Below are 22,854 nucleotides of genomic sequence, written 5' to 3' on the forward strand. Positions count from 1 at the left end.
GGCGGTGTACGCCGCCCCTGCGCGCCCCATCCCCGCTCGCCGGCCTGGAACAGGCCGAACTCGCAGAGGCGGAGGCGGTGCTGGAGCGGCGGGCCATCACCCGCACGGAGTTGGCCGAGGCCCTGCCCGCGCCGCAGCCGAAGGCCGAACAGCCGCCGGAGGCGACGCCTGGACGCGACACCCACCAGCCGCAGGAGGCTCTGCTTTCACGCCCGTGCCGCCCGAAGACCATCCGACCGGGAACCCCCGTTCGACCGCCAAGCGAACCCTCCGTGCGCCAACGGCCTCTGCACGCCAAGCTCAGGCCAGAGGAGTCGTGGCCATTTGGCCTGGCACGATGATCGAGGCCACGGTGCCGGTCCGAGTACGCCCGATCCAGACCGGGGCCCCTCCTTCGGGGACGTCGAAAGCGATGAGATCGGCCTTGAACCCCTCGTTGCTGCTCTTCTCGAACCAGCCATCGCAAAGGCTTTCAGTGTCTCGGTCCAGGACGGGCGTCATTCCCCACGGGGCCACGAAGTCGTGGAATGGCGCCGTCAGCGCTTCCCAGGCCTCGGCATCGGCGATAGCTCCCGTGGCACCGTTGTCAGAGTAGAACCCAGCTGCCGCGACGTCCGCTTCCCCGATGTCGTCGTTTACCCCTACACCCGCCTCCCAGACGACCACCGGATCGTCGCTGACGCGCAAGCGGGTGGCGGCACATTCCCGTCCGTCGAAGTACTCGCCGCCATGCTCGTACGGCGCCTCCGTCCACGCAGCCTCGACGCGGTACGAGCCCGGGGGAATGCGGGCCGCAATCTCGCGCCCATGATCCTCGGACCATGGAGAGTCGACGATCAACCGACCGCTGGGGACACGGATCGTGGTGACTTCCTCCACCTCGGCCACCTCGACAAAGGCCAAAGGGTCGTCGGCCCGCACCCCAAGACGCGAGCCGGGCACGAAGACCGCCTCCAGGAACCCTGCCTCCTCCGGTCCTGCCATCAACCGTGCATTGCCCACCCAGGCCATCGCGCACCCCCGCATCTCCATCAACAACCGGAGTGCCCGAACATACGTGGTAGTACTGACACCCAGCAGGGAAGTCTCGCTCGACCGCCAAGCGTCTCAGTACGACGACAGCTACTCAGGCCTGTCCGGCGGACGAACTCCCCGGCTCCTACTCCGTTGACGTTCCCGTGGGGTGGGGGAGCTCCCGAACGGCTTTGGTCTGGTGGCAAGATCGCGGGATGCTACGCCTCACCGATTTCATCATTGATTGCCCGGACACGATGAAGCTGGCGGCCTTCTACTCCGAGGTGACGGGGCGCCCGGTCAAGGAGGGCAGTAACGAGCACTGGGCCGGTATCCAGTTCGGCGACATCGAACTGGCCTTCATCCAGGTGGAGGACTACCGCGCCCCGCAGTGGCCCGACGGCGAGCACCCCAAGCAGTTTCACCTGGACTTCGAAGTCGACGACATCGAAGCAGAAGAGCGTCGCGTGCTGGCCCTCGGCGCGACCCTGCAGCGGGACTGTGCCGGACCCGACGGCTACGGTTTCCGCGTCTACACCGACCCCATCGGCCACCCCTTCTGCCTCTGCCGCAACAGGGGTGTGATCTGGACCGATCAAGGCCCCGTCTGGCCCGAGCGGAACTGAAGGGTGTTGCAGAAGGTTGGTCTCGCGCAGGCCTGACTGTCGGTTGGCCTGTTTTTTCCTGCCAGGGCGAGGTTGTGCACGGTGGGCAGCGGCCTCGACGGCGTGGCAGAGGCCGTCGCCCCTATGGCGGCAGTCGCGCAGGCTCTTCCAGTTCCTCCTGCGGACGAAGGTGCTCGACGCGGCACGGACCCGGGGAACTCGCTCCAGACATGGGCGTCGGCCGCGGATCATCTCGCCCAGCATTCCGATCGCTGCTCCAACGCCGAAGACCGGCCAGGTGGCGATTGTTCTGTGCACGGCCCGATGTCGCGCGCCGCATCACCGCCGCCCGCGCAGCCGGCGTGACACCCGAAGCCATCGCCCATGCACGGGCCGTCATGCGCGGCCGGCCCCCGCGCGGTTCGTGGGTCCGGGCCCCGTCGATGCGCGGTCGATCAGGCTCGCATGGCGTCGGCCCCGCCCCCGGGCCGGTGCTCTCCTCATTCCTTCGTCCTGCGTCGACATGCCGGCCGCCTGCGGGCGGCCCGCCGTCACGCGCCCCGGCGGCTCGGGCCTGAGCCACTGCCGCAATGGTCGGGGGAGGAGCTGGGCGCTTGCGTTCACTCCTCCTCGCTGCCCAAGAGCTCCAGGAAGGCCGCAGCTGCAGGGGTGCGGTTCTCCCGGCCCCAGACCACGTACTCGGCGCGGGCCGGTGCGTCTGTGACCTCGATCGTGGTCACCCCGGCCAGGCCCGCGGCGTACCCGGGCGGAAGCAGGGCTACGCCGAGGCCCGCTTGGACAAGGCGGGCCAGGTAGTCCGCGTTGGTCACCTCGAAGGCGACCTCGCGGGCGAGGCCGGCAGCGGTGAAGGCGAGGTCGGACTGGGCCCGGCCGGCGGTCTTGGCGGGAAGGTCCACGAACACCTCCGATGACAGCCGGCGCAGGTCGACCGAGGTCTCGCCGGCGAGCGGGTGGTCCGGGGAGACCGCGGCGACCAGCCGCTCGCGGGCCAGCTCCCGTGCCATGACGCCCCGGGGGCGGCCCGTGACCGGGACACCGAGGAAGGCCACCTCGAGCTCGCCCTGCCTGACCCGCTCGACCAGCTCGTCGCTCGCTCCCACGCTGAGACCGATCCGGGCCTTCGGATGCCGCCGGTGGAACTCCTTCAGGATGTTGGGAATGTCCACGGCGGCGACGGTGGGAATCAGTCCGACCGTGAGGCGTCCGCGAACCTCCCCGACGGCCGCCGCGACCTCAGCTGCGGCCCGCTCCGCCGCGTCCAGGCACTGGCGGGCGGCGGGCAGGAAGGCCGCGCCCGCCGAGGTCAACCGGACCCGGCGGCAGGTGCGTTCGAAGAGCCTCGCACCCAGTTCTGTCTCCAGGCGCGCGATCTGGTGGCTGAGCGCGGACTGGACCACCCGGCAGCGCTGGGCAGCCCTCGTGAAGCTGTTCATCTCTGCCACCGCGATGACATACCGCATCTGCTGGAGCTCCATAGATCCATCATGATTCGAGATTCATCACGTGACAAGCATGTGTTGGACTCATCGATACCCCGGCCCTGACACTGGTGACAGCGCACACGGCAGGACACTCCCGGGCCAACTACGGCGGGCGGGGCCTCGATTAGAGGCCTCTTCGGCATGCCCCGGGAGCCGCTCCCCGCCTCTCTTGCCTCTCCAGCACCTGGGCACACCGCCGCGGCGTGCGCACGCACTCCCTCGCCCCCGACACCGAAAAGGACGAGCCAGCGACATGAACACCCCGCCACCGCAGACCGAGACGACGATCGCCGACATCTGGGTGGATCCCCGCTGCCCCTCGGCATGGATCACCTCACGCTGGATGCTGGAGGTGGAGCAGGTCCGGCCCCTGGAGACCCGTTTCCACCTCATGAGCCTGTCGGTCCTCAACGAGGGGCGAGAAGTCCCGGAGAAGTACCGCCAGGCCATGATCGACGGCTGGGCCTGCGTACGCGTGTGCGTCGCGGCACAGCACCGGTTCGGCAACGAAGTGCTGCGCCCCCTCTACCAGGCCATGGACCATCTGATCCACCACGAGAAGGCCGGGCTCGGCCACGACATGATCAGCGCGGCCCTGGAGGAGGCGGGTCTGCCCGCCGACCTGATCGAGGCCGCGGAGGACACCTCCTGGGACGAGCGGTTGCGGGCCGAGCACCACAAGGGGATGGACGCGGTCGGTTCCGAGGTCGGCACTCCCGTGATCCACGTGCCCGGCCCCGACGGCAAGCCGCTGGCGCTCTTCGGCCCTGTGCTCACCCCCGCCCCCCGTGGCGAAGCCGCCGGCACGCTCTGGGACGGAGCGCTCGCCGTGGCGGGCACCGACGGCTTCTTCGAGCTGAAGCGCGGCCGGGACCGGGACCCGATCTTCGACTGAGCCGGCCGGACGACTAACGAACGTCATGACCACGCTGTACTACGGATTCGAGGCAAGATGACGAGCAGACAGAACGGACTCACGGCGGCCCTGACCGGCCTGGCTCCGGCCATCTGGGGCAGCACCTACCTGATGACGACCGAGCTGCTGCCACCGGACCGGCCGCTCCTGGCGACCACCATGCGGGCCCTGCCAGGCGGCCTGATCCTGCTGGCCCTCGGCCGGAAGCTTCCGGCCGGCATCTGGTGGTGGCGCGCGCTGGTACTGGGCGTTCTCAACATCGGCGCCTTCAACTTCCTGCTCTTCGTCGCCGCCTACCGACTGCCGGGCGGCATCGCCGCCATGATCATGTCGGCGCAGCCCATGTTCGTCGTCATCCTCGCCGCCCTGTTCCTCGGCGACAGGATCAGAGCAGTCCACGCCCTGGCCTGTGCGATGGGCACCGGTGGTGTGGTGCTGCTCGTGTTCAAGGGCGCGGCATCCCTGGACACCATCGGAGTCCTCGCCGCGGCCGGCGGGGCCCTGTGCATGGCGACGGGCATCACCTTGACCAAACGGTGGGGCCGGCCGCAGGGCGTCAGCCTGCTCACGTTCACCGGGTGGCAGCTCACGGCGGGCGGCCTGGTCCTGCTGCCCTTCTGGCTGTCGCTGGAAAACCTGCCCGACCGTTTCACCGGCTCCAACGTCATCGGGTTCGCCTACCTCATCACCCTGGGCGCGGTCCTGAGCTACATCGTCTGGTTCCGGGGCATCGAACGCCTGCCGGCCGTAGCAGTGTCCTTCCTCGCACTGGGCAGCCCGGTCGTGGCCACCCTGCTGGGCTACCTCGTCAAGGACCAGACGCTATCCGCCCTGCAGATCGTCGGCATGGCCGTCATCTCCCTGGCGGTCGTGCTCGGCCAGCCGCGCCCACCAGGACCGACGTCCGGGGCAACCCCCACGGCCCCGGCCCGCGCCGACCCACACCTCACCGACCACCCCGCTCCGGAACACGAACGCAGCGGATAACGCCAAGGCCTGCCGCCTCGCATGATCCGCCTCCAATAGCGCGGCGAGGCATTGCGACCGCGCTCATCACCACAGCCCGCAGGGCGACCTCCCCAAAGAGGGGGTGTGAGTGGTCGGGGGTCGGGAAGGCTGGTGCTCGTGATCGAACGTGATGCGGGCGGCCGGGATGAGGCCGGTGGTGCCGATGTGCTGGACTTATACCTGCAGATGGCGCGTGCCCGGCTTTCCCCGGCGCGGTTCGAGGCTGTTGTCCGGGCGGTGCAGGACACCTGCGGGCTTCTTGTCCAGGGCCATCAGGCGCTGGTAGCGATGCCGGGGGAGGAAGGTTTCAGCCCGGAGATGCAGCGCGAGTACCTCGCACTGCTGGCGGTGATGATCACAGGCAGCCTCGACCACCGGGTTGTCGAACTCCCCGGCCCCGATGACGAGCCTGCCCTGGCGGTCGTTCGGACGACCAGCCCTATGGCCCGCGCCCCGCGTGCTGTCGCGCGGAATCCGTTGGTGCGGCTGGGCTCTGCCATCAAGAATCACCGGATGCACGAAATGAAGCTGTCCGACGGGACCATCACTCTGTCCCCACTGCGCCTGGACGATGTCGAGGCGCACCTCGCAGGGGAGGACGAACTGCTCGTTCGTTGGCTCAACGGCGGCCCCGGCACGCGGGAGGGCGTCGAAGCGTACGTGCGGCACTGCCAGGAGCAGTGGGACACCGCCGGGCCACTTCGTGCGTTCGGCATCCGGACGGGTCCCGACGAGGTGCTCGCGGGCACGATCGACTTGCGGTTCGCAGGAGAAGGTCTGGCGCCCGGTCAGGTGAATATCGCCTACGGCCTCTATCCGTGCTGGCGGGGGCGCGGCCTGGCTACCCGCGCGGTCCTTCTGGCGTCCCAGTACGCGGCGAGCGAGGGCGGGGCCAAGGCGGTGATCCAAGTCGAACCGGAGAATAGCGCATCTGCCGCGGTCGCCCAGCGAGCAGGATTCGCCCCCTGCAAGTCGACGCGCGGCACAGACGGCACGCGCTTCGACTGGTACACCCGGGACCTGCACGCCGCCACCCTGTGACAACCAGCGGCTAGCTGGTTCCTTTTGGTCTGATGCGGTCGCATTCGATGATGCTGTCGGGGCGCCGGACGACCTGCCTACGTCGTAGCGGGTGGCCGGCTGCTGGTTCTTCGAGCCGAGCGGCCTGGCCGCGACAGTTTCGGGGCCGGACAGGGAAAGGCCGGGCGGAGGTTTCTGAACCCTCGGCGGACCCGGCCTGCGGGGTGAGCCTGTTCGGATTCGTGGGTCGCTCCCAGGGCCGGCGAATCCTCGGCGGGCGGCCGGACAAGACGGAGCTGATGTGCGTGATGATCTCCACGTCTCCCGGTCTGCCGCTGCCGGACTGCGGAACTTCGGGCCGGCTCCAGCCGAGCGTCTGCTTGATCATGTGGAAGGTGTGCTCCAGATCGAAGCGCCGCAGGAACACCTGCCGGCGCAGATCGACGTCGGCGCCGGTCATGGCGGTGGGGGAGGACCACAGCCACAGCGACAGCGTGTCTCCGCCGCCGGGCAGGAGGTCGACAGGCTCAGCGTCCTCGAGCCCGCTCCGCACGTGCCGCACCGCCCTCCTGCCCGAGAAGACCGCCGCAGGCCTACGGGCAGCGGCCAGCGGATCCACGTACTCACCGGTGCCAATAAGCGCGGTGCTCATGGCCGCTGGTCATTCGATGGGAAAATAACGCTTGACCTCAACCTTGGTTGTGGGGGGAGCTTTGTGGCATGAGCACTCACGAGACGACGGTTCTTCTTTTCCGGAACACCATGCGTATCACCGACGGGCACTTGGAGGATTTCCGCAGCGCCATCGTCAGGGCGGTGGCGTTCGCGGAGCGGAACGGGCCACAGCTGATGGTGCAGACCTTCGTGGACGAGGAGCGGATGCTCGCGCACAGCTTCCAGCTCTACCGGGGCTCCGACGCGGTCCGCACCCACTGGAAGTCGGCAGACCCGTACATCCAAGAGGTGATGGAACACTGTCAGGTGGAGTACTTCGAGGTGTTCGGCGAACCGGACGCCGATGTGGTGGCAGGCATGAAGTCGGCACTGGGCGACCAGTGTGCGCTCACGTTCAGCCCGCGCATCGCGGGGTTCGTCCGTTTCACCACCACACCCGGCACCTAGCCCCAGCTCGACGATCCGGAGGCCGTCGATGGTGTGCGGGCCCGCCTGGCGGCAGGTGAAGCCGAACGCGTGAGGTGCATGACCCTGCTCGCCCCCTCGCTTTCTTTCGCGGCAGCGAAGGCTGACCGAACGCCTTCCCCGGTCGGGCAGCGGCTTGGGCCGGCCCTCTTCGCAAGGGCATGCTCACCGCGACCGGGACATCGTGGTGAAGATCCTCGGCGTCGGCAAGGACCCCGCTCAGGTCAAGGCCGGCGACCCGCAGGGCGAGGCTGGGACCATCGGCACCGACGATGAGGCCGAGGAGATCCTGCGCACCATGCCCCTCACACAAGTCCGCCGCCTGCGGCGGGTACTGTGGTGTTGTAGGCGAAGTTCGTTGATATCCGGGGGACTTGAGCGTAATGGCAGCACAGGGTCAGACGGGGGCCACGCCTCCTCCGCCACCTCCGTACCCTCCGTCACACTCGCCGTCGGCGCCGGGCTCAGCGCCTCCCCGATGGGCATGGTGGGTCGGGGGGATCGCGATTCCGCTGCTGGGCATCGTGGTCAGTGTGATCGTGAGCGGCGGCCGTGATACCGCAGACCCCGCATCTATATCCGTCCCCGGTTCGCAGAAGGCCGTCGCCACACCGCCCCGTACGGACCCAGCGCCTCCGGCTCTGAGCCCGACTGTGTCTGTCAGCCCGACTGTGACTCGCAGACCGAGCGGGATCACCACACCACCGGCGGGCCCCGACCTCACGCCCCCGGACGGATATGGCCCGGCGCGCAAGGCGACATGGGGCCTGGCGCCTGCTCCGTGCACGCAGCACGAGCAGCAGCTGGTGGACCTCGACACTGGTGAGAGCCGCGTCGAGCAGGAAAACAACGGGGCAGTGGCGAACCCTGGCGGCGCTGAACTGCTGTACTGGCCGGACACCTGCACGGGGATCGGGGACTACGTGCTACGGGCTCTGCCGAACACTCGGGTGGGCCTCCTGCGGGCAGGTGCTCCCCGCACCGCCGAGGCCTGCAAAGCGGCCGCGGGCACCGGCTTCGCCGCGCTGCCCCTGTCCGAAAGGCGGGACACCAACGAACGAGGCTTCACCGTCGGTGCCGCCGTGTGCGCAGTGACCGCCGACGGCGCGGTCGCCATGGCGCTGATCGACCACATGAGCGGAGGGGCAACGACCGACGTGTCGGTCAGCGGCAATTTGTACGTGTGGCCACAGGCCGCGAACTAGAGCCTGTCTGACAAATGATCACCGAGCGGTGTACGTGCTCGGTCCAATTGCCTTGCCGTCCCGGCACGGGCCGGTGATTCTGGGCAAGTGCCAGGACAGGGGAAGAGAAGGCGGCGGCAGCAGGACGCGGGGCAGCGGCTTGCTGCTCGTACCGCGCCGGACGCGGGGCAGTGGGAAGTGGTCGTTGAGACTCGGGACCAGGCGGAGATACGTACGCGGTTGCGCCGTCTTCGGGAGGCGGGAGTCGATGGTTCGACGATCCGGATCGACACGCTGTGCGGGCGCCTGGCGCTCCCGACCACCTACCGGCTGAGCCGTTTGGTGATGGACCCTGCACGGCAGTCCGGGCACGAGCACTCTGATCATTGATCTTGTGGCAGGTCGAGGTGGGCTGACGGATGCGGCGTGGGGGCGCAGAGAGCCCCTGTTGCCGCGGGTGGACGGACGTGGTCGTCCGTGGTGTGATCACCGGCAGGTGATCGACGGGGTGCTGTGGCGGTTGCGGACCGGGGCTGCGTGGCGCGATCTGCCCGAGCGGCACGGGCCCTGGCAGACCGTCTACGAGGGGTTCGCCCGCTGGGAAGCGAACGGGACCTGGACGAAGCTGCTGGAACACGCGCAGGTCTGCGACGACGCGGTGGGCCGGGTGGAATGGACCGTCTCCGTCGACTCCACGATCAACCGGGCCCGTCAGCACGCGGCTGGCGCCCGCAAAAAGGGGCCCCGGACGGGGACGAACCGGAAGGTCCGGGCTGCTCGCAGAAGCATTACGCGCTCGGCCGGTCCCGGGGCGGGCTGACCACCAAGGTCCACCTCGCCGTCGACGGCCGGGGCCTTCCGCTGTCCATCGTGCTCACGCCCGGCAACGTCAACGATGCCACCGTCTTCGGCCACGTCCTCGACGGCATCCGTGTCCCGCGCGCCGTTGCGGGCCGGCCTCGCACGACACCGGTGCGGGTGCTGGGCGACAAGGCGTATTCCAGCCGGGCGATTCGCCACCTGCTGCGGCGCCGCGGCATCGTCATCTACCGCGACCGCAACGTGGTCGAACGATGCTTCGCCCGCCTCAAGCAGTTCCGTGCGGTCGCAACCAGGTTCGACAAGCTCGCGGATCGCTATCGGGCTGGAATCGTCCTTGCGGCTCTGATGCTGTGGCTCCGCGAACCCGCCAGATGATCATTTCTCAGACAGGCTCTAGCGGGACCGATTGACGGGGCTGGGTGGAGGGCGTTCACGTGGGCATCGTCGGCTTCAGGGGTGCTGCGGTCGATTACAGTGACGCGATGTTCGAAGGAAAGCTGGTAAGGCTGCGTGCGCTGCGCTCCGAGGATGCGGAGCATCATCTTCGGTGGCGCAACGACCCGGAGGTGGTGCGCTGGGCCACGGCCGGTGACCCGTCTTTCGGCCCGGTTACGACGGAGGCGATAGGTCTCGGCTTCGAGACCATGCTGCGCCTGAACCCGAGGGAGTCGGCCGTGTTCACGGTCGAGGACCTGTCGAGCGGGAGCGTGATCGGTATGGCCGATTACCGGGACCTGGACCCGTACGCCGGCGTGGCCACGCTGGGAGTGACCATCGGCGAGCGGGAGTTCTGGGGTCGCGGCCACGGCAGTGACGCGCTGCGGCTGCTCGTGGACCACCTGTTCGGCGCGTACTGCCTCAGGCGGCTGGAGCTGGACACCTGGAGCGGCAACGAGCGTGCCGTGCGCGCCTTCATCCGACTGGGCTTCCGTGAGGAGGGCCGCCGCCGGTCGGCCGTGCTGCTGGGCGGGGAGCGCTACGACAGCGTGCTCTTCGGGATGCTCCGCGAGGAATGGGCGAACCCCGCGTAACGGCGTAGATGGTCTCAGAGGGCTGCCTGCGGGCGGTGGGCGAGGGCATCCGAGATTGCTGCGAGACCCGCCCCCGTCCGGCACGCTGCGACCCGGCATCCGGGACGCAAGCGGCATCCGGACCGGCTCGTGTTCCAGGGCATCCTGTTCGTCCTGCACACCGGGATCGCCTGGGAACACCTCCCGCAGGAACTCGGCTCCGGGTCGGGCATGACCTGCTGGCGGCGACTGGCCGAGTGGACCGAAGTCGGCGTGTGGTCCCGGCTGCACGAGGTCGTGCTCGCCAAGCTCCGCAGCGCGAACAACGCCCTGGACTTCTCCCGGGCGGCCGTCGACGGCTCCCACATCCGCGCGTTGAAGGGGGCTTCAAGACCGGACGGAGTCCTGTCGACCGGGGCAGAACCGGCAGCAAACATCATCTGGTCACCGATGCCACGGGTATCCCGCTCGCCGTCACCCTGACCGGCGGCAACCGCAACGACGTCACCCAGCTGATCCCACTGCTTCAAGTGGTGCCGCCGGTGCGGGGCAAGCGCGGCCGGCCCCGGCGCCGCCCGGACGTGGTCAGCGCGGACCGCGGCTACGACCACGACAAGTACCGCCGCCTGGTTTGGGACCTCGGGGTGAAGCCACTGATCGCCCGCCGCGGCACCGAACACGGCTCCGGCCTGGGCACCCAACGCTTGGTCGTGGAGCGCACGTTCGCCCATCTGCACTGGTTCCGCCGCCTGCGGATCCGCTGGGAGATACGAGACGACATCCACGAAGCCTTCCTCGCCCTGGGGATGCGCACTCATCTGCTGGCGACGCCTGAACTCACTGCCAGCAGTCCCTTGACCGAGGCGTCGTCACCACCTCGTTCGGCCACATCTGCCGGACCCGTCCGAGCTGCTCGCGCAGCTCGTCCACCCAACCGTCCCCCGGATCCAGCACGACGCGGACCGAAACCCCGGACTCGCCATCGTTGTCCACCGTGACGATGGGACGGGGCACCGAGAAGTGCCTGTCGATCTCGATTCGGATCTCGGTGTCGCCCATGGCCGTCCAGCGGACGCCATGCCTGTCGGGAAGCTCGTTCAGGGCCGTTGACCAGTCGTCCATGACTTCCGGTGACAAGCACAATTCAAGGCGCCCGCTGACGAAGGCGGCCGTGATGATGAGCTCGGCATCAAGGTAGTCGTTGTACGGCGTATTCCCGGGTCTGTTCCGCCCCAGAATGCGTACCCGGACACTGCTGCCCGAGTCGATCAGGCAGATCAGGTCCACGCCCTCGCCCTCGTCCACGCACCCTCCTGAGCCCCCGACGTTCCCGATCATCATGCACGAGTCACGAACCGGCCCCGGTCGGTATTCCGTTAGGAGTTCTTAGGGCTATACGAGGCGGTCGAGCTGGGTGAGGAGGTTGGTGATGCCGCATTGCTGTTGCAGGGAGTTGGCGGCAGCTCTGGTTCTGTGGTGGTAGCCGCCTTGATGGAGTACTGAATCGAGGGCGGCTGTCAGTTTTCGGGTGGTCAGGTGCTGGATGGGGATTGCGGTGGATGTGAGGCCGAGTGTGGTGAGTCGGCGGGCCCAGTAGGGCTGGTCGAGGGCGGCGGGGATGGGGATGGGGAGGGTGGGGGTGGAGGCGGTGATCGAGGCGTGGGTGGTGCCGGTGCCGGCGTGGTGGACGGCGGCGCGCATGCGGGGGAAGAGCCAGTCGTGGGGGCAGGAGCCGATGGTGAGGATGTCGTCGGTGTCGGCGTGGGGGCGGTGTGTGGGCAGGGCGAGGGCCGCGCGCAGTTGGGTGAGGGCGGGTGCGTAGGCCGGGCTGAGCATGAGTTTGACGAGGGTGTCGGTGATGGGGAGTTGTGGCCAGGGGACGGCGGCCATCAGACGCGGCAGCATCAGACGCGGCAGCATCATGGCGTGGGCGGCGGTGTAGACGCCGAGGCAGGGCAGGGTCACCACATCCTGCTGCTGATCACCGGTGAATTCAGCAGCGCTTCGACGGCCGGTCCGCCGCCGCGGCGGGCTGTCGGCGACACGGAGCCGTGCCGCACCCGGGCAGGTCTGGTCCGACTTCCGCGGCCCTGTCGATTGACCGCCTTCACTGTCAGCGTGCTGGTGAGGGATGCCAGACGTAGCGGACGAGAGCTGTTTCAGCTCCCCGCCGTTGAGCACCATCAGGCCCACTACCGTGTGCGCGGTGACCGCCACCCAGGTCTCGTACTGGGGCACGAGCACGCGGGTGAACCAGTCGTGTACGTCGGCTGCGTCGTGGGCGCAGCGCACGGTCGGCAGCGCGGCGGCGAACAAGCGCAGCCACAGATCGGGCGCGGGGCGTGCGTCGGAGTCCTCGGCACGACGGAGAAGGACGTCGTCACTGGTCATGGCAGGGCACCACCGGCTTTCCAGGGCGGTTGCGGGCCTATTGCTCGCCGGACCACCGGTCTACTTGCCGGGTCGGCCGAGCTGGTGGAGAGTCCAGCCGGCCGTGCGCCAGGGCTCGGGGTCGAGGGTGGTGCGGCAGTCGACGAGCAGGGGGCTGGCCGGACGGTTCACGAGAGCCTGGGGGTCGGCCTGGCGGTACTGCGGCCACTCGGTGGCCAGGACGAGGAGGTCGGCGCCGTCGACGGATGCGGCCAGGTCGTCGGTGTAGTCCAACTCCGGGTTGCGGATCATGGCGGAGGCCACAGCCTGCGGGTCGTGAACGGCGACGGTGGCACCGGCCTGCTGAAGGGCATGGGCGAGCGCGAGCGCTGGGGACTCGCGGACGTCGTTGGTGCCGGGCTTGAACGCGGCGCCCCACACGGTGACCCGGGTTCCCTTGAGGGGACGGTCGCCCAGAGCCTGGCGGATGAGGTCCAGTGCGACGTCGGTGCGGTCCTCGTTGATCTTCTCGGCGGCGCGCAGGAGGTCGGCGGCGCGGGTGGCGCCGAGCTGGCGGGCAGAGGCGGTGAAGGCGCGGACGTCCTTGGGGAGGCAGCCGCCGCCGTAGCCGATGCCGGGCCTCATGCCACCAGCCCCGATCCGCGGGTCGATGCCGAGGATCTCCACGATCTGGGCGACGTCGCCGCCGGCGGCTTGGCACATGTCGGCGACGGCGTTGATGTAGCTGATCTTCAGGCCGAGGAAGGTGTTCGCGGCGCCCTTGGCGAGTTCGGCGGTCTGCGGGTCGGTGACGAAGATCGGGACACCGGCGTCCAGGATGGGCGCGTAGACGGCACGGATCGCCTTTTCTCCCTCGGCGGTGGTGACGCCGGCGATGAGGCGGTCGGGGCGCAGGGTGTCCTGCACCGCGTGCCCTTCGCGCAGGAACTCCGGGTTCCACACGACATCGACGTCCTGGCCGGCCGGGGCCAGGCGCTGGGCGAGAGCCGTGACCTGAGCGGTGGTGCCGACGGTGACGGTGCTCTTGCCGACGATCGTGCACGGCCGCGTCAGCAGAGGAGCGAGCTGGCGGACGGCGCCGTAGACCTGTGCGGTGTCGTAGGAGCGGCCGTCGGCGTCGATGGGGGTGCCTACGCCGATGAAGTGCAGGTCTGCGAAGTCGGCGGCCTCGCGGATGTCGGTGGTGAACCGCAGGCGTCCGCTTGCGGTGTGGCGGGTGAGGAGCTCGGGGAGGCCGGTTTCGTAGATGGGGCACTGGCCGGCGTTGAGCCGGTCGACCTTGGCCTGGTCGACGTCCACGCCGATGACCTCGTGGCCGAGCTCGGCCATGGCCGCAGCGTGGGGGATGCCGAGGTGACCACAGCCGATCACGGAAACACGCATTGCAGATCCTTGTCTCGTCAGGGGGGCACGCCGGGCACGGTGTGCCCCCCTGACGCTATCGGTGCCGAACTCTGCCCGAGAAAAACGGAGTTCGCTCACTCGTTCGTGTTGATGTTGAGCAGGCTCTCCAGGTCGCTGATCGCGCTGGCGGCCGTCCGCCGTACGACCACGTCACCGGTCTGTGGGGCCTCCAGCGGGTAGTCGAACCAGGTGCCGTCCGGACGGGGGAATCCCTCCGGGTCGACGAGGAACACCTTCAGCCCGGCCACGCGGGCCCGCTTGGCCACCCACCGCCGGTCGGCGTGCAGCCCGATCACGACCAGCGCCTTCGCGTCGGGGTGGAAGGTGACCGGCGGGGTCCGCTGGTCGTAGCGGCGCATGAACTGCTCCTGGAAGCCGGCGCGCGCCCAGACCGTCGAAGTTGTTCGTGATGAACGGGCCGACCAGGTGCCCGGCCTCCTCGCCCACAGATTCGTGAGACGGCCTCTACCGACGCGAGAGATGCCGCGGTTGCTGCCTCGTCGGCAGGCAGTTCTGCCGTTTCGCGAACGGCGTGGGCGGCGGTGCGAAATCGTCGCTCCAGGAGCCCGCGATACGAGTGGGCCTGGGATGCGGGAGGGAACGCGTGGACAGGGACGAGACGTGGACGAGCGACGAGTACGGCCGGTCGCACGAGGGTCGGGTCGGGGTACTCCTCGCCGACGGCACGGCCCCGAAGCCGGTCTACTTCGACGGGAACACCAGCATCGGTACGACGGTGCGCCACTGGAGTGTCTATGACGGCTCCGGGCACCCCCCGCCGGCCCCGGGCCGACGCTCTGCGCGCGGAGTGCGCGCTGCGGCTGGACGGGGCAGACGCGCACCGTGGACTGGGAGTCGGCCGGGGACCTCCGCTTCCGCGAACACGGGGCAATGACAGCCGGGCAATGTCTGGACGACTGGGACAAGCACACCGCAACCGTGGGCGAGAGCACGATCTCCCTCCCCGCCGAACTGCGCGGCCTTCTGGAGAACGTCACCGCCGCCATCGAGACGCTCGCTGAGGAATCGCCGGTCGCCGCGGTCAAGGCCGCCCGTGAAATCGAGATCATCGCCGCACGCACCGCCCACTGGCCCGCCCATGACGCCCGCGCCCAGGCACCCGAGACGGTGGCTGCCGCTCTCGGCCTGAACGTCGAGGAGACCCGGGCCCTGCTGGCCCGGTTCGGAGGCTGGAGCCGCTACCAGTAACCCCTCCGACCCGAGGGCACTCGAACAAGCGGTGTGGTGGCAGCGAGGTGCTGTCCTCCAGTTGGACATGATCCGCGTCCAGGGCCTGACCGTCGAGAGGGCCTCGGCCGCTTCCGGCGGCAGTTCGCGCGAGAGCGGGGAGATGTCGAAGGGGGGCAGCAGCACCGTGTCCGCTGCCGCGAGGACCTCAGGGCCGTTCCCCACCTTGCGCGGGCGAAGGCGCGCTCCACGTGTACCCGCACGGCTGGCCGGCCGGTGCCGATCCCGTGCTCGGTCAGCCACTCCGGGGGCGGCGCCGCGGGCCGCGCCCCGGCACCGGCAGCGATCAGCTGCTCCTCGGTGGCTATCCAGTCCCGGTCCGCCGGAGGTCCTGGACCTGGACACGCTCAAGGAAGCGCAGCAGGTCCAGCAGGCTGGCGCTGGACGGTTTCGTGATCAGTTTCCGTACTGCGCCCGTCGCTGCGCGCGGCACGTCTCGCAGAGGGGGTTAGCGGGTACCCCGTATCGCGCACACGTTTTTGAGCAGCTACTCCAGCCGGTGCAGGCACTCCACGCCGGTGAATCCGGCACCGATGACGAGAATCCGCGGGCGGGGGCCGGGGGCGAGGAGTCGGACCATCGGCTTCCCCCCTGCAGCAGTTCCCGGTGTGGGGCGCGCGGGGCCGGAGCCGGTCGATGCCCGCGCGTGCAGCGGCGCCGGCCCGGTCCCCCATAGCTGATGACACAGCAACCGGTGTGGGCGCATGTAGCTGTCGGAGATGCTGAGCCTCTCCGGCAACCGCATGGCGGAGCGGACGTTACGTGACGACGTCGATCACACAGTCGTCCCAGTCCCAGGGGGCCCAGGAGCAGTCAGACTGAGGGGGCCTGGCATCCGTCTCCACGGCTGCCGCCGGACCGGCCACCGCAACGGACATTGCGGTAAGGGCGGTAACAGCCAAGGTGGCCGCCCATGCCTTTTTGACTCATTTCCGAGCCATCGTATTCCCTTCGTCGATGAGCGCCCCAGTAAATTACCGGCGCAAGAGGAACTTATTTCGAGAGATCCTTGAGTGTCAACTCAACTGAATTTCCTTGACGAATCCGGGACAAGGGAAGGACGGGATCTTCACATTTCTTGCGGTTTGATTTGTACATCTGGATATTCGCCAAGTCGGGTGCCGTCCGGTCCGGGGCGGGGGGCTGTCTGGCCCCGGCGTCACGCGCTGAGCCCTGCCCGACGGCTGGCCGGTCCCGGCAACCACCCGCGACTCGATCAGCGTTCCGGCTCTCCGGCGGACCTGCTCATCAGACTCCGGCGCGGAAACCCTCCCAGCGCCTGGGAAGGATTTCACGGTCAGGCACTGGCCTTCGGTGCGCCGGAAATGCCTCTGGCCAGGGCTTCGAAGTCGAGCAGGTGGTGAGCGAGATTTCATCGACGGAGTCGTGGAAAAGTTGCCGAGAATGAACTCTTCCTCGGTTTGGGGCGTGAAGGTGACGGCTTGGCCGGATGACCGAATCCCCCAGTTGTGGCTCGAGCGTTCGCGTAGAGAAATACACAGAACCTGTGGACGCGCCGGCTCGCGCGCCTCCGGCTTGACGACGGTGCCGGCGCCGCGCGGCCTGGACGAGTCTGCCGGGCCGCAGCCGGTCGGGGTAGTGGCCGGGCCATGGACGCCGCGCGGGAGGGATTGGCGGCTGTACGGCGGAGTCGGGCGAGCCGGTTTTCGGCTGAACAGGGGTTGCGGCTGGTTCCGCGGCGTACCTGACGCACAAGCCCGCTGTGCGGACGGCAGTCGCCAGCCGCACAGCGAGCCCGAAGTCACCGCACCACGGGGCGGAATGGGCGGGCCCAGCCGACGGCAATAGCCCACGCAGGCCCTACAGGCCGCTGAAGATGAGTGACGGTACATGGTTACCGGATGGGCGGTCGTCCTCGGTTGTGACGCCGCGTTGCTGACGGGTTCCTGAGCCAGGGGCCGGTCGCGGCGGCGGCCGGGCCCCGCGCGAGGCTGTCCGCCTACTGAGGCTGTGTCGCGATCTGGATCAGGTTGCCGCAGGTGTCGTCGAAGACGGCGGTGGTGACGGGGCCCGCTTCCAGGGGCTCCTGGGTGAAGCGGACGCCGAGGCCGCGCAGGCGCTCGTACTCCGCCTCCACGTCGTCGACGGCGAACTGGGCAAGGGGGATACCGTCCTTGACGAGCGCGTCGCGGTAGGGCTTGACGGCCGGGTGGCCGGCGGGCTCCAGGAGGAGCTCGGTGCCGCCGGGCTCGGCGGGTGAGACGACGGTCAGCCACCGGGCCTCGCCGCCCAGCGGGACGTCGTGCTTTTTCACGAAGCCGAGGATTCCGGTGTAGAAGTCCAGGGCCTTGGCCTGGTCGTCGACGAAGACGCTGGTCAGGTGGATCTTCATGGGGTGCTCTCCTCTGGTCCGGATGTGTTGGGCACGGGCCATCGCTCGGTGATCTGCCGCAGCGGAGCCGTGTTCAGGTCGTGGAACTTGTAGCGGCCCTCTCGCCTGGTCTCGACGAGCCCGGCTGCCTCCAGCACGGCGAGGTGCTGGGAGACCGCCTGGCGCGAGCTGCCGAGCTGGTGTTTCATACTCAGCCGCGAGCAGATCTCGAACAGTGTCTGCCCGGACTTCTCCGCGAGCTCGTCGAGGATGGTGCGGCGGGTGGAGTCGGCCAAGGCTTTGAAAAGGTCGGCGGACACAACCACAGAATAGGCAAGTGTTAACTTGCCTATCAAGTTGAGGGCGACGCCCTGCGGAGGAGAGCGACCGGCAGCGGTCTATTTCGAAGGCCGTCGGACGAGCAGAGCGCGCAGGAGGTGGGCAGCGTGGGCGAGGTCGGTATCCAGTTGTTGGTGGCGCTCGTGGAGACGGTGGCCGCCTCCCGCCGGTGGCATGAGACGCAGGAGTATCGCGCGTAGGCGAAGGCCGCCGCCGACGCCGGACAAGCTGCTGCGCGAAGCCGCCGCCGCAGCTGGCGCCGCCAATGGCTCTCACTCCGCACTCCCGGTCTCCCACGGGCTCACCGCCTGCGCAGAGCACGTCGACCCGCGCGCCGGGCCTGGCAGGGCGGTGTAGACGCGCGCCACGACGGGTTCCGGTTCGTGCACTCCCCGCCGCCGGAACCTACGCTCCGGCCGATCCGACACCGCCATCCGCGGGGCCGTGTGCGATGGCAGCGGTGAGTGTCGAACAGGTCCTGCTGGCCGAGCGTCGCTTGCACCACGGGCCGCCTCGCCGTGTGATCACTGCGTCTGAACCGTCCTGGATACGTCCGTTCAGCGGTCTCACCCCTCGGCAGTTCAGCAAGCTGGTCACAGCTCTGCGGCGGCGAGGTGCAGATGTAGCGCGCCCGGGACGTCCTTGGATGCTTTGCTTCGAGGACCGCGTGCTGCTGGTCGTTGCAGTACTGGCGGACCAACCTGACGATGCGGCAGCTCGCACTCCTGTTCGGCATTTCGAAGTCCACGGTCGACCGCGTTGTCGATGGCCTGGGGCCGCGTCTGGCCTTGATCCAGCGGCAACGCTTCCGCAAGGGCACTGTTCTCATCGTGGATGGCACGCTCGTGCCCACTCGCGATCACACTCGCGCCCAGCTATCCAAGAACTACCGCTACTCCACCAACCAGGTGGTCATCGACGCGGACACCTGCCGGGTCGTCGTTGTCGGCCGGCCGTTACCCGGAAACCGCAACGATTGCAAGGCCTGGGAGGAGTCGGGCGCCAAGGCCGCCGTTGGTAACGCAGTCACGATTGCCGATGGCGGCTATCCAGGGACCGGCCTTGTGATCCCTCACCGCCGTGAGCGGGGGCAGGACGAACTCACGCCCTGGAAGGAGGAGCACAACAGGTTGCACAAACAGGTCCGAGCCCGCGTCGAACACGTCTTCGCCCGTATGAAGATGTGGAAGATCCTCCGTGACTGCCGCCTGAGAGGCGACGGCGTTCATCACGCCATGCTGGGCATCGCCCAGCTGCAGAACTTCGCCCTGACCCAGTGACCGAGAGGGTCAACCCAGCTCAGCCGCGTCACAGCCGGCAGGCTCTGGGGGCCTCCGGTGCCCGCACTCCAGCCGGGTTCCGTCGGCGTCAGTCACTGTGTACTCCAGGACAATCTTGGTCGGGTCGCCGTCCTCATAAGGCCACACCGTGATGCCTTCCTCCCAGACGACGGTGGAGAACCAGACGTCAATCCCTTCAGGCGCGACGGTGAAGACCTCCCCGGGCTTGAGGTAGAAGCCCTCGCCGTACGGCTCGATGGAAAGGCAGAGATCGCTGGTGCCTGCGTTTCTCCACAGGCAGCCTGCTGCGTCCCACTCGTCCCCCCCCCACGACCGCCACCCCGATGCACCGCTTCACACAATCTGCCTACACCAGTCCCGCCTGACCCAAGCAGCCCTGTCCCTCCAAGCCCATTGCGGGACAGCCCCTAGGCGTGTGCGTGGACGTCCACGGGGCGCTGGATAGCTGATGGCTGTGGATGTCCGCTACGCCGTCGGTGAAGTAGCGGGGCGCAGGCTCGCAGTCCGTGTTTGAGTGACATGATGAAGATCTTGGTATTGGGCGGAACAGCATGGGTGGGCCGTGAGGTCTCGCGGCAGGCGCTGGAACGTGGGCATCGGGTGACGTGCCTGGCCCGCGGGGAGAGTGGCGAGGTAGCCGAGGGCGCGGTGCTGGTCGCTGCGGACAGGCGGGACCCTTCGGCGTACGAAAGCCTGGTGGGCCAGGATTGGGACGCCGTGTTCGAGGTGTCGTGGCAGCCCGGCTTTGTCCGCGGGGCACTGGCGGCGCTCGGCGAGCGGGCGGGCCACTGGTCGTATGTGTCGTCGGTCAGCGCGTATGCCTCGCACGCGCAGCCGGACGCGGACGAGTCGGCGGAACTTCTCTCGGCTGCCAAGCGGGATGAGGTCGACCACGCCGAGTTCGGGGAGGCCAAGGTGGCCTGCGAGGAAGCCTCAACGGCCGCGGTGGGAGACCGGCTCCTCATCGCGCGGGCCGGACTGATCGGCGGCCCCGGTGACCACAGCGGCCGCTCCGGGTACTGGGTCGGACGCGCGGCCCGGGAGCCGCTGGCTCTGCTACTGGTGCCGGCTTCCCCTGGCATCCCGACGCAGGTGATTGACGCGCGGGACCTCGCCGCGTGGCTGCTCGACTGTGCGGAGAGGGGGACGACCGGAACGTACAACGCGGTCGGCCCGATCGTGCCCTTCGGGGAATGGGTCGCACTGTCGAGGGAGATCGGCGGGCATACCGGCCCGGTGGTGGAGGCGGACGACAAATGGCTGCTCGGGCAGAAGGTGGGTCAGGCCATGGGCCCGGAGTCGCTCGCGCTGTGGGTGGCGGACCCGGAGTGGGCCGGATTCGGTGCCCGCAACGGCGCTGCGGCCAGCGCGGCCGGCCTGCGGCACCGGCCCCGGGCGGAACTGCTGGCCGACACCCTGCGCTGGGAACAGGAGCAGGGCCTGGACCGGCCCCGCCGAGCCGGCCTGAGTGTCGAACGCGAGCGCGAACTCCTGAAAGCGCTGGAGTGCGGAAGCTTCGCGGCGCGTAACGACAACGAGGCGGCTGAGTCCGGGGCCGTCCTCGAGCCTGACGTTCAAGGGTGGGCAGCCGAGCGGAGGTGATGGCGAAAGCGGCCAGCTGAAACGCTCCATCAGAACGTCCAAAGACCCCGTCTCACTCAACCCGGTCGACGCAGGTAAACACGGTTTCGGGCGACAAACTTCGGTGCGACAGGTCACCGGGGGTTGTGGTCGCGGGCGGCGGTGGAGGCGGCCGACGAGGAGGCGTTGCGGTTCCCTGCCCCGGTGGGCGGGGACGACGTGCGCCCGCTGTTCGACCGGGCGGAGATCGTGGCGTGGCTGCTCGCGCACGACAAGATCGAGGTGCCTATCGGGATGCCGTCGGCGTTGTTGACCGTGGTCGGTGCCGGGCGTCGTACGTTTCGGCCCGACGGTCCGCACCTGGTCCTCGCCGACGACACGGAGGGACAGGACGAGCTGTCGGGCTGGTCCACCGATGAGGATGCCGACGAGCTGGCCGTGCTGGCGGCGGGGGAGTCGGGGGCGGCGGTGGGCCGGCTGACGGCGCCGGGCACGGCGCCGTTGACGGTGTCGGGGCAGGTGCGGGTGGTGGAGCGGTTCCGTTCGGGGTCGGGTGGTCTGCGGGTGACGCTGGTCTGGCCCGCCGGCCCGCCGGCCTGCGGGGCACCGCGCCACCCGGTAGGGCCGCAGTGCCGGCCGGACACGGGGTGCTCGGCGTGCTGGACTGACCGGGCTCACGCAGGCTGGAGGCATGGCGGACCAGACAGAGATCGTCGTGCATCCCGTGTCGTCGCAGGGCGGCCGGAAGGTGACGGCCCATGTTCACGGCGTCGACGCGGACCTCGGTCGCGCGTTCTCGCCGCTCGACGTGGCGGAGTTCCTCCGGCGGGCCGGCCTGGAGGATGTCGACCTGTCCGAGGACGGGCCGATCCGCTGGGAAGGCGGCGGGCCCGAAGTGTGGACGCCCAACATCTGACGCGCGACGTCCGGCCGACGCCGTAGGGCATGGAGGCCCGTAACTCGCAGCCAGCCTCGTCCCCGGGTCACGAGAGCTCCTAGTGACGCGGTGCTACTGCGTCACTACTCTGCTTGTATGATGGACACCGGTGAGTTCGCCGCTCGGTTCAACGCAATGATGGCTGCCTCGAAAGCCGTATCCGATCCCGACCGACACCGTTCACGCCGACCGCGCTATCCCGCCCGACCTCGATCACCGCTCCACCCCCGAGAATCCACCGGACGCCACCGCGGCGCCGGCACCCATCATCGCCGGTCAGCGGGGCGGACCTGCCACGGCCGGCGGCATCCCCTCGGCCCGGACCCCAGGCTGCGGTGAGGCTCGGCGCGCGAGTCGCGGCGGATCCGGTCCAACTGTCGGGCGCGCCTTAGGTCTCTGGGGTCCGTGTCCGTGCGGTGTCAGATGTGCCGCTCGCCAGACCGGTCTCCCAGGCCCACGCGGCAATACCCACTCGGTTGCGCACCGCCAGCTTCGCCTGGATGTTGGCGACATGGGTCTTGGCGGTGCCCGGCGAGATGAACAGCTCGGCGCCGACCTCGGCGTTGGTCAGTCCGCGTGCGACGAGCAGGGCGATCTCACGTTCCCGCGCGGTCAGGGGGTCCTCGGCTGCGGGCTGCCGCTCCCGAGCGGGCTGCGGTCGGAGTTGCGGCGCGGACAGGCTGCGCAGCAGCCGGACCGTGAGCTGCGGGCTGATCAGGGTGTCTCCGGCCATCGCCGCTCGTACGCCCTCGATCAGGAGGTTGGGACCCGAGCGCTTCAGCAGGAAGCCGCAGGCGCCGTTGCGCAGTGCGGTGTGCACATAGTCGTCGAGGTCGAAAGTCGTGACGACGACGACGCGGACGGGATGTTCGGCGGTCGGGCCCGCCAATAGCCGGGTCACCTCCAGGCCGTCCAGGCGAGGCATCCGGATGTCGGCGATGACGACGTCGGGCCGCAGCGTGCGGGCGAGTTCGACCGCTGCCGCGCCGTCGGCGGCCTCCCCGACGACGGTCATGTCGGGCTGCGAGTCGAGGATGAGCCGGAAGCCGTTGCGTACGTCTTCCTGGTCGTCGGCTATCAGGATGCGGATGGTCACGGGA

The 22,854-nt window shown here is 68.9% G+C and carries 19 protein-coding genes and 6 pseudogenes; 14 read left to right on the forward strand and 11 right to left on the reverse strand.

Annotated features, from left to right (window positions below; translation table 11 throughout):
- Positions 1–300 precede the first annotated feature (300 nt).
- Positions 301–1,011, reverse strand: a complete 711-nt coding sequence (locus ACFY7H_RS23700; RefSeq protein WP_388941093.1) for a DUF4241 domain-containing protein — start codon at positions 1,009–1,011, stop codon at positions 301–303.
- A gap of 218 nt (positions 1,012–1,229) precedes the next feature.
- Between ACFY7H_RS23700 and ACFY7H_RS23705 the strand changes: the two genes are divergently transcribed.
- Positions 1,230–1,640, forward strand: a complete 411-nt coding sequence (locus tag ACFY7H_RS23705) for a VOC family protein (RefSeq protein ID WP_388941096.1) — start codon at positions 1,230–1,232, stop codon at positions 1,638–1,640.
- Between the two features lie 59 nt (positions 1,641–1,699).
- On the opposite strand, the pseudogene ACFY7H_RS23710 reads toward ACFY7H_RS23705, so the two are convergent.
- Positions 1,700–1,832 (reverse strand): annotated as a pseudogene (locus tag ACFY7H_RS23710) (IS5/IS1182 family transposase); the annotation flags it as partial.
- Positions 1,833–2,239: 407 nt separating this feature from the next.
- The gene (locus ACFY7H_RS23715) at positions 2,240–3,115 is read right to left on the reverse strand and encodes a LysR family transcriptional regulator (protein WP_388941099.1); all 876 of its coding nucleotides are present in this window, start codon (positions 3,113–3,115) and stop codon (positions 2,240–2,242) included.
- Positions 3,116–3,374: 259 nt separating this feature from the next.
- Here ACFY7H_RS23715 and ACFY7H_RS23720 point away from each other — a divergent pair, with 259 nt between their 5' ends.
- The 3 genes from ACFY7H_RS23720 to ACFY7H_RS23730 all read left to right on the forward strand — a co-directional run bounded on the left by ACFY7H_RS23720 (position 3,375) and on the right by ACFY7H_RS23730 (position 6,086).
- Entirely contained in the window at positions 3,375–4,016 is a 642-nt protein-coding gene (locus ACFY7H_RS23720) for a disulfide bond formation protein DsbA (protein ID WP_388941102.1), read from the forward strand.
- A 57-nt stretch (positions 4,017–4,073) separates the two neighbouring features.
- Positions 4,074–5,024 (forward strand): EamA family transporter, encoded by a 951-nt coding sequence (locus ACFY7H_RS23725; protein WP_388941105.1) that lies wholly within the window; start codon positions 4,074–4,076, stop codon positions 5,022–5,024.
- Positions 5,025–5,156: 132 nt separating this feature from the next.
- Positions 5,157–6,086: a GNAT family N-acetyltransferase gene (locus ACFY7H_RS23730; RefSeq protein WP_388941110.1), complete on the forward strand. Its 930-nt coding sequence runs from the start codon at positions 5,157–5,159 to the stop codon at positions 6,084–6,086.
- A gap of 10 nt (positions 6,087–6,096) precedes the next feature.
- Here the strand turns inward: ACFY7H_RS23730 and ACFY7H_RS23735 are convergent.
- Positions 6,097–6,588 (reverse strand): annotated as a pseudogene (locus tag ACFY7H_RS23735) (transposase); the annotation flags it as partial.
- 197 nt (positions 6,589–6,785) lie between these two features.
- On the opposite strand from ACFY7H_RS23735, the gene ACFY7H_RS23740 reads away from it, so the two are divergent.
- From ACFY7H_RS23740 to ACFY7H_RS23765, 6 genes and pseudogenes are all read left to right on the forward strand, one after another.
- Positions 6,786–7,187, forward strand: coding sequence for a hypothetical protein (locus tag ACFY7H_RS23740; RefSeq protein ID WP_388941113.1), 402 nt, complete (start codon positions 6,786–6,788; stop codon positions 7,185–7,187).
- 190 nt (positions 7,188–7,377) lie between these two features.
- Positions 7,378–7,530 (forward strand): annotated as a pseudogene (locus ACFY7H_RS23745) (CBS domain-containing protein); the annotation flags it as partial.
- A 481-nt stretch (positions 7,531–8,011) separates the two neighbouring features.
- On the forward strand, positions 8,012–8,410 hold the full coding sequence (locus ACFY7H_RS23750) for a hypothetical protein (protein ID WP_388941116.1): 399 nt from the start codon (positions 8,012–8,014) through the stop codon (positions 8,408–8,410).
- A gap of 373 nt (positions 8,411–8,783) precedes the next feature.
- Positions 8,784–9,586, forward strand: a pseudogene (locus ACFY7H_RS23755) (IS5 family transposase).
- A 107-nt stretch (positions 9,587–9,693) separates the two neighbouring features.
- Positions 9,694–10,242, forward strand: a complete 549-nt coding sequence (locus ACFY7H_RS23760) for a GNAT family N-acetyltransferase (protein ID WP_388941118.1) — start codon at positions 9,694–9,696, stop codon at positions 10,240–10,242.
- A 54-nt stretch (positions 10,243–10,296) separates the two neighbouring features.
- Positions 10,297–11,079, forward strand: a pseudogene (locus ACFY7H_RS23765) (IS5 family transposase).
- Here ACFY7H_RS23765 and ACFY7H_RS23770 read toward each other — a convergent pair.
- The 4 genes from ACFY7H_RS23770 to ACFY7H_RS23785 all read right to left on the reverse strand — a co-directional run bounded on the left by ACFY7H_RS23770 (position 11,059) and on the right by ACFY7H_RS23785 (position 14,375).
- On the reverse strand, positions 11,059–11,526 hold the full coding sequence (locus tag ACFY7H_RS23770) for a DUF5959 family protein (protein ID WP_388941121.1): 468 nt from the start codon (positions 11,524–11,526) through the stop codon (positions 11,059–11,061). The pseudogene ACFY7H_RS23765 and the gene ACFY7H_RS23770 overlap by 21 nt on opposite strands.
- 87 nt (positions 11,527–11,613) lie before the next feature.
- Positions 11,614–12,612 carry a glycosyltransferase gene (locus ACFY7H_RS23775; protein WP_388941124.1) on the reverse strand — a complete coding sequence of 333 codons (999 nt, stop codon included), beginning with the start codon at positions 12,610–12,612 and terminating at the stop codon, positions 11,614–11,616.
- A gap of 60 nt (positions 12,613–12,672) precedes the next feature.
- Positions 12,673–13,995: a UDP-glucose dehydrogenase family protein gene (locus ACFY7H_RS23780; protein ID WP_388941127.1), complete on the reverse strand. Its 1,323-nt coding sequence runs from the start codon at positions 13,993–13,995 to the stop codon at positions 12,673–12,675.
- A 95-nt stretch (positions 13,996–14,090) separates the two neighbouring features.
- Positions 14,091–14,375, reverse strand: a complete 285-nt coding sequence (locus ACFY7H_RS23785) for a hypothetical protein (protein ID WP_388941130.1) — start codon at positions 14,373–14,375, stop codon at positions 14,091–14,093.
- 532 nt (positions 14,376–14,907) lie between these two features.
- Between ACFY7H_RS23785 and ACFY7H_RS23790 the strand changes: the two genes are divergently transcribed.
- The gene (locus tag ACFY7H_RS23790; RefSeq protein ID WP_388941132.1) at positions 14,908–15,225 is read left to right on the forward strand and encodes a hypothetical protein; all 318 of its coding nucleotides are present in this window, start codon (positions 14,908–14,910) and stop codon (positions 15,223–15,225) included.
- A 1,999-nt stretch (positions 15,226–17,224) separates the two neighbouring features.
- Here ACFY7H_RS23790 and ACFY7H_RS23795 read toward each other — a convergent pair.
- The gene (locus ACFY7H_RS23795; RefSeq protein ID WP_388941134.1) at positions 17,225–17,617 is read right to left on the reverse strand and encodes a VOC family protein; all 393 of its coding nucleotides are present in this window, start codon (positions 17,615–17,617) and stop codon (positions 17,225–17,227) included.
- Entirely contained in the window at positions 17,614–17,916 is a 303-nt protein-coding gene (locus ACFY7H_RS23800) for an ArsR/SmtB family transcription factor (RefSeq protein WP_388941137.1), read from the reverse strand. Before ACFY7H_RS23800 ends, ACFY7H_RS23795 begins: the two co-directional genes overlap by 4 nt.
- Positions 17,917–18,455: 539 nt before the next feature.
- Here ACFY7H_RS23800 and ACFY7H_RS23805 point away from each other — a divergent pair.
- The 3 genes and pseudogenes from ACFY7H_RS23805 (at position 18,456) to ACFY7H_RS23815 (ending at position 21,733) form a co-directional block, all read left to right on the forward strand.
- Positions 18,456–19,215, forward strand: a pseudogene (locus tag ACFY7H_RS23805) (transposase).
- Between the two features lie 543 nt (positions 19,216–19,758).
- Positions 19,759–20,838, forward strand: a complete 1,080-nt coding sequence (locus tag ACFY7H_RS23810) for an NAD-dependent epimerase/dehydratase family protein (protein ID WP_388941248.1) — start codon at positions 19,759–19,761, stop codon at positions 20,836–20,838.
- Between the two features lie 670 nt (positions 20,839–21,508).
- Complete coding sequence (locus ACFY7H_RS23815) at positions 21,509–21,733, forward strand: hypothetical protein (protein WP_388941140.1); 225 nt, start codon at positions 21,509–21,511, stop codon at positions 21,731–21,733.
- Between the two features lie 409 nt (positions 21,734–22,142).
- Here ACFY7H_RS23815 and ACFY7H_RS23820 read toward each other — a convergent pair whose 3' ends face one another.
- Positions 22,143–22,850 (reverse strand): response regulator, encoded by a 708-nt coding sequence (locus tag ACFY7H_RS23820; RefSeq protein WP_388941143.1) that lies wholly within the window; start codon positions 22,848–22,850, stop codon positions 22,143–22,145.
- Between the last annotated feature and the right edge of the window lie 4 nt (positions 22,851–22,854).

Source organism: Streptomyces sp. NPDC012794 (genome assembly GCF_042901085.1).
GTDB lineage: Bacteria > Actinomycetota > Actinomycetes > Streptomycetales > Streptomycetaceae > Streptomyces.

Coding starts and splice junctions, on each gene's coding strand:
- ACFY7H_RS23700 (WP_388941093.1), bottom strand. CDS start 1,011: ATGGCCTGGGTGGGCAATGCACGGTTGATGGCAGGACCGGAGGAGGCA.
- ACFY7H_RS23705 (WP_388941096.1), top strand. CDS start 1,230: ATGCTACGCCTCACCGATTTCATCATTGATTGCCCGGACACGATGAAG.
- ACFY7H_RS23715 (WP_388941099.1), bottom strand. CDS start 3,115: ATGGAGCTCCAGCAGATGCGGTATGTCATCGCGGTGGCAGAGATGAAC.
- ACFY7H_RS23720 (WP_388941102.1), top strand. CDS start 3,375: ATGAACACCCCGCCACCGCAGACCGAGACGACGATCGCCGACATCTGG.
- ACFY7H_RS23725 (WP_388941105.1), top strand. CDS start 4,074: ATGACGAGCAGACAGAACGGACTCACGGCGGCCCTGACCGGCCTGGCT.
- ACFY7H_RS23740 (WP_388941113.1), top strand. CDS start 6,786: ATGAGCACTCACGAGACGACGGTTCTTCTTTTCCGGAACACCATGCGT.
- ACFY7H_RS23760 (WP_388941118.1), top strand. CDS start 9,694: ATGTTCGAAGGAAAGCTGGTAAGGCTGCGTGCGCTGCGCTCCGAGGAT.
- ACFY7H_RS23775 (WP_388941124.1), bottom strand. CDS start 12,612: ATGACCAGTGACGACGTCCTTCTCCGTCGTGCCGAGGACTCCGACGCA.
- ACFY7H_RS23780 (WP_388941127.1), bottom strand. CDS start 13,995: ATGCGTGTTTCCGTGATCGGCTGTGGTCACCTCGGCATCCCCCACGCT.
- ACFY7H_RS23785 (WP_388941130.1), bottom strand. CDS start 14,375: ATGCGCCGCTACGACCAGCGGACCCCGCCGGTCACCTTCCACCCCGAC.
- ACFY7H_RS23790 (WP_388941132.1), top strand. CDS start 14,908: ATGACAGCCGGGCAATGTCTGGACGACTGGGACAAGCACACCGCAACC.
- ACFY7H_RS23795 (WP_388941134.1), bottom strand. CDS start 17,617: ATGAAGATCCACCTGACCAGCGTCTTCGTCGACGACCAGGCCAAGGCC.
- ACFY7H_RS23810 (WP_388941248.1), top strand. CDS start 19,759: ATGAAGATCTTGGTATTGGGCGGAACAGCATGGGTGGGCCGTGAGGTC.
- ACFY7H_RS23815 (WP_388941140.1), top strand. CDS start 21,509: ATGGCGGACCAGACAGAGATCGTCGTGCATCCCGTGTCGTCGCAGGGC.